Source organism: Evansella clarkii, from assembly GCF_002019695.1.
In the GTDB taxonomy this organism is placed as follows: Bacteria; Bacillota; Bacilli; order Bacillales; family Salisediminibacteriaceae; genus Evansella; species Evansella clarkii.
On the sequence record NZ_KV917376.1, the window covers coordinates 2,171,482 to 2,184,969 of the forward strand.

Annotated in this window: 11 protein-coding genes and 1 tRNA gene; 9 read left to right on the forward strand and 3 right to left on the reverse strand. The window is 42.5% G+C overall.

Translation table 11 applies throughout. The features are described 5' to 3' along the window. The first annotated feature begins 47 nt into the window (after nt 1-47). Nucleotides 48-206, forward strand: a complete 159-nt coding sequence (locus BK582_RS26930; RefSeq protein WP_167553063.1) for a hypothetical protein — start codon at nt 48-50, stop codon at nt 204-206. Between the two features lie 247 nt (nt 207-453). Beyond that, nucleotides 454-529: transfer RNA gene (locus tag BK582_RS09815), tRNA-Ala, on the forward strand. Between the two features lie 882 nt (nt 530-1,411). Here BK582_RS09815 and BK582_RS09825 read toward each other — a convergent pair. Next, on the reverse strand, nt 1,412-2,062 hold the full coding sequence (locus tag BK582_RS09825; protein WP_078594710.1) for a transcriptional regulator: 651 nt from the start codon (nt 2,060-2,062) through the stop codon (nt 1,412-1,414). Nucleotides 2,063-2,601: 539 nt separating this feature from the next. Between BK582_RS09825 and yiaA the strand changes: the two genes are divergently transcribed. After that, nucleotides 2,602-3,078, forward strand: coding sequence for an inner membrane protein YiaA (gene yiaA / locus BK582_RS09830; RefSeq protein WP_078594712.1), 477 nt, complete (start codon nt 2,602-2,604; stop codon nt 3,076-3,078). An 89-nt stretch (nt 3,079-3,167) separates the two neighbouring features. On the opposite strand, the gene BK582_RS09835 is transcribed toward yiaA, so the two are convergent. Further along, nucleotides 3,168-3,830: a LytTR family DNA-binding domain-containing protein gene (locus BK582_RS09835; RefSeq protein WP_169910936.1), complete on the reverse strand. Its 663-nt coding sequence runs from the start codon at nt 3,828-3,830 to the stop codon at nt 3,168-3,170. A 306-nt stretch (nt 3,831-4,136) separates the two neighbouring features. Between BK582_RS09835 and acsA the strand changes: the two genes are divergently transcribed. From acsA to BK582_RS09850, 3 genes are all read left to right on the forward strand, one after another. After that, a complete protein-coding gene (gene acsA / locus BK582_RS09840) occupies nt 4,137-5,852 on the forward strand; it encodes an acetate--CoA ligase (RefSeq protein WP_078594717.1) in 1,716 nt (571 codons plus the stop codon). A gap of 501 nt (nt 5,853-6,353) precedes the next feature. Then, complete coding sequence (locus tag BK582_RS09845; protein ID WP_078594720.1) at nt 6,354-7,649, forward strand: L-lactate MFS transporter; 1,296 nt, start codon at nt 6,354-6,356, stop codon at nt 7,647-7,649. A gap of 316 nt (nt 7,650-7,965) precedes the next feature. Next, entirely contained in the window at nt 7,966-9,630 is a 1,665-nt protein-coding gene (locus BK582_RS09850) for a glycoside hydrolase family 13 protein (protein ID WP_078594722.1), read from the forward strand. Between the two features lie 40 nt (nt 9,631-9,670). Here the strand turns inward: BK582_RS09850 and BK582_RS09855 are convergent, their stop codons facing one another. Then, a complete protein-coding gene (locus tag BK582_RS09855) occupies nt 9,671-10,219 on the reverse strand; it encodes a shikimate kinase (RefSeq protein WP_078594724.1) in 549 nt (182 codons plus the stop codon). 159 nt (nt 10,220-10,378) lie between these two features. On the opposite strand from BK582_RS09855, the gene aroD reads away from it, so the two are divergent. From aroD to BK582_RS09870, 3 genes are all read left to right on the forward strand, one after another. Further along, nucleotides 10,379-11,149, forward strand: coding sequence for a type I 3-dehydroquinate dehydratase (gene aroD / locus BK582_RS09860; RefSeq protein WP_078594726.1), 771 nt, complete (start codon nt 10,379-10,381; stop codon nt 11,147-11,149). A gap of 145 nt (nt 11,150-11,294) precedes the next feature. Continuing rightward, nucleotides 11,295-12,383: a 4Fe-4S dicluster domain-containing protein gene (locus tag BK582_RS09865; RefSeq protein ID WP_244895374.1), complete on the forward strand. Its 1,089-nt coding sequence runs from the start codon at nt 11,295-11,297 to the stop codon at nt 12,381-12,383. After that, on the forward strand, nt 12,364-13,068 hold the full coding sequence (locus BK582_RS09870) for a formate dehydrogenase subunit gamma (RefSeq protein WP_078594732.1): 705 nt from the start codon (nt 12,364-12,366) through the stop codon (nt 13,066-13,068). Before BK582_RS09865 ends, BK582_RS09870 begins: the two co-directional genes overlap by 20 nt. Nucleotides 13,069-13,488: the final 420 nt, after the last annotated feature.

A 13,488-nucleotide genomic window follows, 5' to 3' on the forward strand; every position in this document is an offset into this window, starting at 1 on the left:
ACCTGTTTTTTTGTTAGGATAGTAAATGGAAGAGGGAGGAGATGCAGGTGTTTCAGGCAATCGTTTTTGCGATAACCATCTTTTTTGGCTGGGTTATTTTTGACTTTGTTAAGCATAAAAAAATAATCAAAGAGAATGTCATGGCCGGGCTTTTCACCGCTGTAATCGCAGGGGTATTCTGGTATATATTATTTGTCATTTTTTAACACAAAATAAATATTTCAAAAAAGCTTGATTAAAAAGAGGCGTATAGTATATAATTCTAAAAGTGAGCGGTTTATCCATTGGATTAACTACGGGGCATTAGCTCAGCTACGAGCAATGCATCTGTGAATAATCAGCGAGTTGTTTCGACGTATACGCTACAAAGCAAAGCTCGCAGAGGAAGAAACAGGGACTTCGCAGCAAAGCAACGTCCGTAAGCTTCAGGTAAAGCTACATTGGATTAACTACGGGGCATTAGCTCAGCTGGGAGAGCGTTTGGCTGGCAGCCAAAAGGTCAGCGGTTCGAGCCCGCTATGCTCCACCATACATATGAACAACGACGCAGTTTCTCGTTAAAGCGAGGGGTTGTGTCGTTTTTTTATTTGCGGCTTGCCATTCAATATCTTTAAGTATAGTACTAAATATAAAATCGGGAAGTTTGCTTGAATAGAGGAATAAGGAACCGTAAAAACCATAGGAACGGATTCTGGTTCCGCTAAATGGATTAAAAACAGTGTTCGGAAGGAAGAAACGGTTCCTCATTCCGTTAAATAGGCAAAACCAATCCAATAGGAGGCCGAAAAGGGCAAATAGAGGAACGAGGGACCGAACGAAAGCCAAAAAGATGAAATTCGAAGGAATAACGGAATGAGGAACCGTAAAAATCATGGGAACGGATCCTCATTCCGCTAGCTGGATTAAAAAAAGTGTTCGGAAGGAGGAAACGGTTCCTCATTCCGTTAAATGAGCAAAACCAATCTAATAGGAGGCCGAAAAGGGGAAATAGAGGAATGAGGGACCGAACGAAAGCCAAAAAGATGAAATTCGAAGGAATAACGGAATAAGGAACCGTAAAAACCATAGGAACGGATTCTGGTTCCGCTAAATGGATTAAAAACAGTGTTCGGAAGGAAGAAACGGTTCCTCATTCCGTTAAATAGGCAAAACCAATCCAATAGGAGGCCGAAAAGGGCAAATAGAGGAACGAGGGACCGAACGAAAGCCAAAAAGATGAAATTCGAAGGAATAACGGAATGAGGAACCGTAAAAATCATGGGAACGGATCCTCATTCCGCTAGCTGGATTAAAACAGTATTCCTAAGGAAGAAACGGTTCCTCATTCTACTTAAAGGATTAAAAGCAGTGACGAAGGAATAACAGAACCACTAAAATCAGTATAACTGGATAGGTTCATACACTTATAATGTTAGCCTAAGTTTAGCTTATACGTCCGGGCCCGTTTTTTTCCGTTTGCCACAACTAATATTTGCTGCTCAACCAGACTATATAATACTTTCCTTGCGTAGCGGTCGCTGATGTGAAGGTGGCTGGCAACTTCAAGGGGAGTAATTGGTCTTAGCTTACGTCGTGAAAAACGTACAACTTCCGCTTCTAACCAGGATAGGTGGGAAGGTGTTTCCGTTGTAATGAATTTGCCAACAAAGGAGAGGATGAGCTGTTGGCATTTTTTGGGCTCATCCCTTATTGAAAGGTAAGCAACAGGCAAAAAGGTCCATCCATCCAGAGCCAATAAGGAATGGCGCCAACATAGATCTTTGAACCTTCTGACATCAAGATCTCTTGCATGGGAACCATACCCTTGAATTTCTATTCCTCCCTTTGCCCCATGTGGCATATAGGCGAGGTCGAGATAACGGTAGCCATTGTTAAAATCGTGCACTTCCCATTCAGGATATAAATCTTTAAGGTTGCCAATGGCGGGATACCAAACCAGACGAAGAAACTCAGTGGTTCCATGGCCCAAACCCTTTTTTAGGAGTTCTCGTCTCCTGGGATTCTTTTCCTCTGAAATGTTTTTTTGAAGCCAGGCGTTAAATGCCTGTTCAAATGGCTGCATGAAAAAGCACATCCTTTCCATAATTATTAAATTTTTTTATTGTTGTTTATCTGCAGAGTACTCGCTTGTACTACAGACGTTGCGCAACACCTACTTAACCTCCATTCTGTTTGTATTCGCTGAGTTTTCATAAATGCTTCGCTGTGATAGTTACGTTATTCGTTTCAGCCCGGTCAACTCGTAATTAGAAAATCAATACTAGTTTTAACAGAGCAAATATATAAAACAATGGGTTTTTATACCTTTGGATTAAAGAGTGAGGGGAAAGATAAAAGGTGGAAATGAGAAGGAAGCTAATGTAAGCCTTAGATATTTGTATAGTAACCCACGGTTAGTCAATTAGCAACAAGAAGATTAGCAAATAAATGTTTTTATTAATACTGTGGGGTAACCAGTATTTAAAAGAACATTTCCATGGTAAAATATAGCTGAACAGAGATGGCTCCACATTTGTTTCATTATAAAAGAGAGTGCATTATCCGCTAAAAAGACTGAATAATCAGAAATAATCAGCAAAAAAATTACGAGGGGGAAAGCTTGTGGCTGAAAATAACGAAGTAATAATTGAACAGCAGGAACCTGGTCAACAGAAGAACAAAATTGAGAGAAGAGAAGGTGAACCAACTGCAGCTTTTAAGGGTGCAACCTGGGCGGCATTCATATTGGGTGCTTCCTCATACCTGATTGGTTTGTATAATGCAACAATGGAGTTGAACGAAAAGGGGTATTATTTTGCGGTTTTAGTCTTTGGACTCTATTCAGCTGTATCTTTACAAAAAGCAGTGAGGGACAGGGAGGAAGGGATACCTGTAACCAACATTTATTATGGAATCAGCTGGTTTGCATTTATCATAGCCGTCTCATTAATGGCTATCGGTTTATATAACGCCGGAAGTATTATATTAAGTGAAAAAGGCTTCTACGGGATGGCATTTGTACTTAGTTTATTTGCAGCAATAACCATTCAGAAAAATATCCGGGACACACAAAGAGCGAGAGAAAGAGAACTGTTATAGTTGTCTGTAAGCAAATATTAAAGCAGAAAAGGACCAGGGCTGCCTTAGCCTGGTCCTTTTCTATGTATACTTTCTTTACGCGGGAGGGCTTAAAACCCCAGAATATTCCTCACTCGCTGTACATAATTCTGGCTGATCACCAGCTTTGTATTATCTTCGTTCTTTAAAGTAACCTCTAAGTTTGATGCCACATCCCGGGAAATTTCTTTAATGTATGAGATGTTTACTATATACGATCGATGGATCCGCATAAAGGATCCTGAGAGCCTTGGTTCCAGTGCCTTGAGGGGATGTTTGGAACTGTAACAGCCATCGTTGGTATAAATCAGGGTTTTCTTCTGGTGGCTTTCAATATAAATGATTTGTTCCACAGAAAGAGGCACCCAGATATCATCTTTTCTGCCAGCAATGAAAGATAGAGTTTTTGGTGCAGTAATTGTATACTCCGGAGGGAGAATTACCGTTAATGCTCCCGTAAAACCAGTGTCCTCGTCCTGGATAGGATAACCGACTCCGTAGTACGGTACCCCAAACACTGATTTGTCAACTAAAGATTCCACTTTCGATTTTTGTATGTATACACGTTCCGTAATACTCCCTGATGGGATCGGCTGGCCCTGGCTTATTTTAATGTCATGTCTCCCGGGGATATAAGAAATATACTGATTCCCTCCCGCAATAGCGATCGAAGCCTCTTCCGGCACCCAATCCTGAATGAAAGCAGAAAATTGACTTACAACGGTACTCTTCAAAATTCCACACCTTTCATTTCTTCATTTTTATGAATTGTTTGATTAATCTAATTTATTTACATTCTATCGCCATATATTATGTTTTGTCAATTTTTTGTCACAAAGTTGTCACTTTTTTATAAAATGGTTCCTAATATACCAAATATTTATATGGTGGTAATCTAGGGAAGCTATTTCAGGATAGTTAAAGCCTTTCATTTCTCCTGAAAGAAACTTCATTTTACTACCTCAATAAATGAAAGCGCTTTACAAGTGGAAAATCCTGAAAATAGTTCCTATATGCTACTAAACAAGGAGGCAGAAACTATGACTACAGAAACTCTTTCTACAAAAAATGGAAATTATAATCTTGGGAATTATGACGAGAAATACAGCTCGTTCGACTGGGCTGAGGCAGAAAAAGAATTTACATGGAGCACTACAGGGCGTGTAAATATAGCTTATGAAGCAATCGACCGCCATGCTGAGTCTGATAAGGGAGATAAAGTTGCCTTATATTACTCTGATCAGAGCCGAAAAGAAGAATACACGTATAAAGATATGAAAGAGTCTTCCAACAAGGCAGCGAACGTTTTAAGAGATTTAGGTGTAAATAAAGGCGACAGAGTTTTTATCTTTATGCCACGATCTCCTGAACTGTATTTTGTTCTGCTTGGATCACTTAAAGCAGGCGCTATTGCTGGCCCTCTCTTCGAAGCATTCATGGAAGGAGCGGTAAGGGACAGGCTGGAAGACAGCAGCGCAAAAGTTCTCATCACAACTCCTGATCTCCTTGGCAGAGTTCCCGTTGATGAACTGCCGGACCTGGAGAAGGTTCTTGTAGTAGGGGATGACGTTAAGGAAGAAGGAAAGGTAATGGACTTTAACAGCCGTTTTGAGAAGGCTGGTGCTGATTTTGACATAGAATGGGTTGACCGGGAAGACGGGATGATCCTTCATTACACGTCCGGGTCCACTGGAAAACCAAAAGGAGTCCTGCACGTCCATAACGCAATGATTCAGCACTACCAGACTGCTAAATGGGTACTTGACCTCAAGGATGACGATGTCTATTGGTGTACAGCGGATCCAGGGTGGGTCACCGGGACGTCCTATGGAATTTTCGCGCCTTGGCTTGCCGGGGTGTCCAATGTTGTCCGCGGGGGCAGGTTCAGTCCTGAAGACTGGTACGAGACACTTCAGAACTACAAGGTTACCGTATGGTACAGCGCTCCGACTGCTTTCCGAATGCTGATGGGGGCAGGAGAAAAGATTCTTGAAAACTACGATTTATCCTCATTAAGACATGTACTTAGTGTTGGGGAACCGTTGAATCCTGAAGTAGTCCGCTGGGGAATGAAGGCGATGGACCTCCGTATCCACGATACATGGTGGATGACTGAAACTGGCGCTCAGCTTATTTGCAACTATCCATCCATGGAGATAAAGCCGGGATCTATGGGTAAGCCTATCCCTGGAGTTGAAGCTGCAATTGTTGACGATCAGGGGAATGAGCTGCCTCCGAACAGAATGGGGAACCTTGCGATTAAGAAAGGCTGGCCGGCAATGATGAGGGCAATCTGGAACCGACAGGAAAAATACGAGTCGTATTTCCTTGCTGGTGACTGGTATGTGTCAGGAGATTCCGCATACATGGATGAAGACGGGTACTTCTGGTTCCAGGGCCGTGTAGACGACGTAATCATGACAGCTGGTGAACGGGTTGGTCCATTTGAAATTGAAAGTAAACTCGTTGAACATCCGGCAGTGGCTGAAGCAGGTGTTATTGGAAAACCGGATGATATCCGGGGTGAAATTGTAAAAGCCTTTATTTCCCTTAGAGACGGCTATGAGCAGAGTGATGAACTTATCGAAGATATCCGTAACTTCGTGAAGAAAGGCCTGGCTGCACATGCTGCACCGAGAGAAATTGAATTTAAAGACAGCCTTCCGAAAACGCGAAGCGGTAAGATCATGCGACGAGTTTTAAAAGCGTGGGAGCTTGACCTGCCAACAGGCGATTTATCGACAATGGAAAAATAAAGTGTGTGTGACGCTTGCTTAACTCCAGCAAGTTTCCAGAAGTTGTGAACAAGTTTTAAGGAAAAGGCCCTGTTACCTTTGAAGACTGATTTACAGAAGCAGAAACCTGCCATAACGGGCGGATTTAAGCAGATTTCAGTCGTGGAGTAACAGGGCTTTACTCCAAAATAAGAAAGTATAAATTTCCAAGAAAATTGTCTAGCTCCAGCACCTACGAGCTCGAGGTCACTTCAGGCCTTTTAGTAAGCCAAAGAGCGGCTTCCGTCAAAGTCCTTCCAGTGCTTGTCGCTCGTGAACAAGGCGCTTACGCTTTTCTTTATTAAAAGACTCTGTTAAAGGCCGATGTTGTTTATTTCTCTGATATTGGAGCTGGTATCCAGTAGCGAAAGCAACACGAGAGTTTAACAGAGCCTTTGTTTTTAATAGCTGCCGGCACAACTCCATGAAGCTGTACTTCTTACGAGCAGGCCATTGTTATAAACAATTAAGGGAGGAAAAGTTATGAATACGACGAAAAACAGATGGTTAATTGCTTTATCGGCGATTGCTATACATCTTTCCATAGGGGCAGCCTACGCCTACAGTGTTTATACGAATCCAATTCGGGATGCCATGGGCTGGTCAACGACAGGAATTACCTTATCCTTTACAATTATGATGGCTTTAGCAGGTTTTACAGCTGCCTTTTTTGGTTCCTTTGTGGAGAGGAAAGGGCCGAGAAAGTCCGCGATACTCGCTGCGGTGCTTTTTGGACTTGGACAAGCCGGAGCCGGAGTGGCTGTTGCTGTAGATTCTCTTTTCCTATTTATTTTCACCTATGGATTTATGAGCGGGTTGGGAATGGGTATTGGTTACATTGCACCAGTTTCGACGCTCATCAAATGGTTCCCTGACCGCCGGGGGCTGGCGACTGGTATGGCTGTATTAGGATTTGGAGCTGGAGCTCTTATAACAGCGCCACTCGCGGCAAGTCTTATGGAGACGATCACTATCTCAATGACTTTTTATATTTTAGGTATAAGTTATTTTATCCTTATGATCCTTGGTGCTTCGTATATCGCGCCGCCTCCTCAAGGCTGGATGCCAGAAGGGATGAAAAAGGATATTGCTTCAGGAAAGAAACCGGTGAAGCAGGATCTGTCCCAGCTGACAGCTAAAGAAGCTGTTCGTACAAAGCGTTTCTGGATGCTCTGGACGATGATGCTCATCAATGTTACCGCCGGAATTATGATGATCTCCGTGGCTTCCCCTATGGCTCAGGAAGTTGTCGGCCTCACAGCTGCAGGTGCAGCGGCCATGGTAGGTATAATGGGGATTTTCAATGGTGGGGGAAGGCTCTTATGGGCAGCTGCTTCCGACTATATCGGCAGGCCTGTAGTATTCATCACCTTCTTCGCCCTGCAGCTAGTTGCATTTGTTACTATGCCTAATATTACAAATGTACTGCTTTTCCAGGCACTCGTGTTCATTGTGGTCAGCTGTTACGGAGGCGGATTCTCTAATCTTCCTGCTTTCATCGGGGATATGTTTGGAACAAAACAGTTGGGGGCTATCCACGGTTTCCTGCTGACAACCTGGTCATTAGGAGGAATCCTGGGGCCGCTGTTAGTTTCCCAGATCAGGGAAGCTACAGCAAGCTATATCCCAGTATTCTATATTTTCACAGCATTGATTTTGCTGGCGTTCCTCATTTCTATTTTCCTTCAGCTCGACATTAAACGAGAAGAAAAAGGAGAACAGAAGAAAGAAGTCGTACGAACTGGTAAGTTACAATACAGTACTGCTTCGAAAAGATAATAATGGTTATGTTAGGGGCAATCCGGAAAATGGCCGGATTGCCTCTTTAATTATGCCGAAAAGCTAAAAAACTGGAGGTGATCCAGGAATCTACTATTAAAACATACAGGCGGATGAACTAATTCTAGGACTCAGGGAACCAAAGGAGGTGCATTCGTTCCCTGACTGTGAGTAAAACTGATACTCAGGGAACGAAAGGAGTACTCCACCGCTCCCAGCGAAAACGAACAAACTAAACGCATCCTAAAAAATTATACAATTGATTCCAATTTAAAAACTGTGATACTTTAAAATTAACAAAAGAGGAGGCCTGCTCATGAGGAGAAAATGGTGGAAAGAAGCGGTTGCGTATCAAATATACCCCCGAAGCTTCAAAGATTCAAATGGTGACGGAATCGGTGACCTCCAGGGGATCATTTCCAAACTTGATTATCTAAAGGAGCTTGGGGTCGATGTAATCTGGGTTTGCCCGATTTACAAATCACCTAATGATGACAACGGCTATGATATTAGTGACTACAAAGATATTATGGAAGACTTCGGCACCATGGAAGACTTCAATCAACTTCTTGAAGAAATCCACACCCGGGGCATGAAGCTGATCATGGACCTCGTTATTAACCATACTTCCGATGAGCATCCATGGTTTGTGGAATCACGATCCTCTAAAGACAATCCATACAGGGATTATTACATCTGGCATCCTGGCAAAAAAGGCAGGGAGCCGAATAACTGGGAATCTATTTTTGGCGGCTCCGTCTGGGAATATGATGAAAAAACAAAAGAGTATTATATGCATGTTTTTTCCCGAAAGCAGCCTGACCTGAATTGGGAAAATCCAGCCGTAAGAAACGACCTCTATGAGATGGTTAACTGGTGGCTTGATAAAGAGATCGACGGTTTCCGTGTGGATGCAATCAGCCATATTAAGAAAGTTCCTGGTTTTCCGAATCTCCCTAACCCGAAGAAAAAGAAATATGTTCCCTCCTTTGCAGGCCATATGAACCGGAAAGGTATACAGGTGTTTCTTGATGAACTCAAAGAAAAGACGTTTGAGAACTATGACATCATGACAGTTGGGGAAGCAAACGGTGTGAAGCTGGAGCAGGCGGATAAATGGGTCGGTGAAAAAAACGGTGTATTTAATATGATCTTTCAGTTTGAGCATCTCGACCTTTGGGGAGCCAGTAAAAAGGGAGGACTTGATCTGCCGGAGTTGAAGGAAACCCTGACTAAATGGCAGAAGGGCCTTGAGGGAGTCGGCTGGAATGCTCTTTTTCTGGAAAACCACGATCAGCCCCGTTCTGTTTCCACCTGGGGCAGTGAAAAATACCGGGATAAATCAGCGAAGTGCCTCGCAACAATGTATTTCCTTATGCAGGGGACACCATTTATTTATCAAGGCCAGGAAATTGGCATGACAAATGTTAAATATGATTCTATCGAGGATTATAATGATGTGGCAATAAAAAACAGATATCGAAATGGAATTACAGAAGGTAAGTCACATGAAGAGCTGATGAAGTATATATGGAAAAACGGTCGGGATAATTCCCGGACCCCCATGCAGTGGGACAGCAGTGAAAATGCCGGTTTTACCACAGGAAAGCCATGGCTCAGAGTTAATCCAAATTATATGAAGATTAATGTGGAGCAGGCAAAGAAGAATAAAGATTCCATTTATCACTATTATAAAAATCTTATTAAACTAAGAAGCAGTAACGAGGTTTTAATATATGGGAGTTATGAGTTAATCGCAGAAGATCACAAACAGGTATACACCTATAGCAGGAGCCTGGGGCAGGAGAAAGTGTTAATCATTACAAATCTTTTCCCGGAAGAAACGGAGCTTGAGCTTCCGGAATCTCTCTCTGCGAAAGAACAAAAGCTTCTGTTAAGTAACTATAATGGGAGCGACAGGAAGGAAACAGACAAAATTTTTCTGAGACCCTATGAAGCGAGAGTGTACAGACTAGAATAAGGAAACACAAAAAAACTGCCCCGCAAGGCAGTTTTTTCCGTTAATCATACAATTCCCAGGAAGTTTTCAAAGCTTCGATAATATAATCGGCGACTTCTTCTGCTTCCAGGTTATCTGTGAAGATTTTAGAATGGTGATAAGAATAACTTTCCTGGCGTTTATAAAACAATTCTTCTATTTCTGCGGCTGATTTATTTTGCAGAACCGGTCTGCTGTCAATCAGCATATGCAGCCGGTTTTTCCAGGAATCCCAGGAAATGTCCAGGGCAAAAACAATGCTGTTGTCCAGGCAGACGTTGCGGATTTCCTCCTGCAGAAAAGCCCCTCCGCCGAGGGAAATAACCTTGAGCTTCTGGCTGCAATACTGTTTCACAAGATTTTTTTCCTCTTCCCGAAAAGCTTTTTCTCCAACTTTCTCGAATATTTGTGGTATCGGCATATTATATTTTTCTTCGATTTTTTTGTCTATATCGATAAAATTTCTGTATAGCTTCTCTGCCACCAGTTTGCCGACCGTTGTTTTTCCAACGCCCATAAATCCGATAAAAACTATATTTTTTTCACGCAATGAGGTATTTGCATTGTTCATCTCTAAAACTCGCTTTCAAATATAATTAAGTATTCAACAATTATAGTATAGTATCTACATAAAGGGTGAAAGAATTATCCACTGTACTTATTGAAATATATTTCGTGTTGATTTACACTTTAAAGCAATAAAGAATGTTGTGCAAGGAGGGAGATTATAATGGGCGCTGAAAAAACTCTGCAAGTCAGAGGAAAGGTAATTAGCGGCAGCATGTCTGCTGTCTGCCTGCCGATTACAGGAAGAACGAGAGATGAAATTATGAAAGATACAGAACATGCGAAGAAAACAGGCCCGGATATGATTGAGTGGCGCGCTGATTTTTTTGAAGGGCTTGGGGATGAAACTAAAGTAAAAGAAGTATTAACAGCCATAAGGGAGCGGCTCCCAGAGATACCGGTACTCTTTACAGTTCGTTCGGAAGCAGAAGGAGGCCAGCGAGTTTCTCTAAAAGAAGAAGATATTTTCCAGTTAACGAAGAATATTTGTGAAGCTGGCTTAATAGATATTGTTGATTTTGAACTGAGAAATTCAGAAGAGCGTATTACGGATTTAAGGAAGATTTCAAGAATACATAATATTTTGCTGCTTCTCTCGTACCATAATTTTTCTGAAACACCTGAAGAAGAACTGCTGATTGGGAAGTGCCAGGAGGCGGAACGATATGGAGCTGATATTGTAAAAACAGCTGTAATGGCAAATACCAGGGAAAATGTTCTGGATCTGTTAAACACAGCTCTAACTGTTGAAACGCGATTCAACATCCCTGCCGTCACAATAGCTATGGGGGAATACGGTCTTGTAAGCAGAGTGTTTGGCTGGATGTTCGGCTCCCCGATCACTTTTGGAGCAGGGGAAAAGAGCTCGGCCCCTGGGCAACTGCCTGTTGAAGAGTTGATGTCAGTGCTGGAAACCTTGAGAAAAAGCACATGAGAAAGATAAAAAGCCTTGGCTATGCATAAGCAGCAGCCAAAGGCTTTTTTTAATTCTGTAAAAGTCACAAAATGATCATAATTAGCCGGATTTTAAAGTAATGATCAACTTTAAAAAATGATATTATACATATAGGGGTATGTGTATGATGAATGTTAAGGGGAGATACAAGATGGAAGAAAGTAATAGTAAAATAGACCGGCGGACCTTTTTAAAGCGTTCCGCTCAAGCTACTGTAGCAGCAGGAGTGATTGCGGCAACCAGCAACCCAATAATAGCTAAGGGAGCTGCGAATGAGGATGCCAGCGGTTATATAGGATCTATAATAGACCTGACAAAATGCGATGGATGTCCGAATTATGATACGCCGCTTTGTGTGACGGCATGCAACACGAAAAACAGCAGCCGGTTCCCACAGCCAGAGGGAGAGATTAAAGATTACTGGCCGCGGAAAAAACACGAAGACTGGTCAAAAGAGCAGGCGAGAACAGACCGCCTTACGCCTTATAACTGGACATTTGTAGAACAAGTAGAAGTAGAGCATGAAGGGATTATAGAAAAGGTTTCCGTGCCAAGACGCTGTATGCATTGCATAGACGCGCCGTGCCAGAAACTTTGTCCGTTCGGGGTCATAGGAAAAACAGAACAGGGTGCTGTAAAAATAGATGAAGACTTCTGCATGGGAGGGGGAAAATGCCATTCTGTATGCCCATGGGACATTCCACAGCGCCAGGCTGGAGTTGGCCTATATATGAAACTTGCCCCAGATTTAGCAGGGGGAGGGGTTATGTATAAATGCGATATGTGCACCGACCTTCTTGCAAAAGGAGAAAGCCCTGCCTGCCAGACAGCATGTCCTACAGGAGCGGTTGAGTTCGGACCTGTAGATAAAATGAGAAAACTTGCTTATGAGAAAGCTTCCCAAATAAACGGGTATGTTTACGGCGACAGGGAAAATGGAGGAACATTGACTTTTTACGTTTCTAAAGTACCTTATGACAAAATAAATGAAGCTATTGTAAAGAGCAAAGAGAAAGATCTGGACCCGAGGCCATCAGGGAGACCAGAAATGAAGCCCGACGTGGAAAATATGCTGGATACAGCGCACGGTTTTATGCTTGCAGCACTTGTAGCCCCAATTGCCGGAGCAGCGACAGCGGGAATCACAGCCTATAAAGTTTTAAAAGGCAAAAAAGGCGGGGAGGAAGCGGTCGATGAAATACAAGAAGGATAAAATTTTGCGTCAGCCCCTCTCCAATCGGATTGTTCATTGGGTAACAGCAGGCTCCATCCTGATGCTGATTATTACTGGTTTGGGGCAGATGCCGCTATACGGAAGGTATCTGCTATGGCAGCCATTTGGAACAAAATGGCTCACAAGCTATGAAATAACTTTATGGGTCCATTATTTCTTTGCAATTGTGCTGACTTTCATTATGTTCTATCATCTCGTCTACCACATCATAAAAAAAGAGTTTCATATCTGGCCTAAAAAAGGTGATATAAAAGGTTCTTATGAAATTATAAAAGCGATGATTCTCAGGAAAAAAGAGCCGCCTAGTGATAAATATCTTCCTGAGCAACGCCTGGCATATGCTTTCTTTGCTTTTGGAATCGGGATCGCAATGGTCAGCGGGTTCTTTAAAATCATCAAAAACATGCATGGAGTACAGGCGTCTAACGAACTTCTTCTATGGGGAGCCCAGCTTCATAATCTGGGAACAGTTTTAATTACCATGGGGGTCTTTATGCATCTTGCCGCGTTTATCGTGAAAGCGAACCGCAAGCTTCTTCCAGGGATGTTCTCCGGGTTTGTGGATAAAGAATATGTAAAAGAGCGCCATTCTAACTGGTACAATGAGCTGGAGCAGGAACTTGAACAGGAAATAAAATTGAAAAACGAGAAGCAGGCACAGTGATTGCCTGCTTTTCTCCAAACCCGTCCTGAGCCCGTACCTAACAGATGTTCATGGAATGATATAATGAAGTAATAAGTAAGCTTGTTATCTTACTTTGAAAGGAGGACGCACAAGATGGCCAATAATAAAAAAGACATAACATGTATGCATGGCTCCTGAAGCCCCTCTAATAAAACAAGCAGCGAGGTAAAGAAGCATAGAAAAATGCCTTCTGTCTGACCTGGCACTTGGATTTGGCTCCTGGGAGGAGTCTATTTATTAGTAACACAATTTTTCTTCAGATAAATTTACTTCAAAAGGCTGCCGGCTTTGTCCGGCAGCCTTTTTCTGCCAAAATGAATTAGCTTTTAAAAAATCCGCATGGGTTCACTACTTGGTGTGCCCGTACGATCTTCTCATTATAGGCATTGTTCCCCTCAT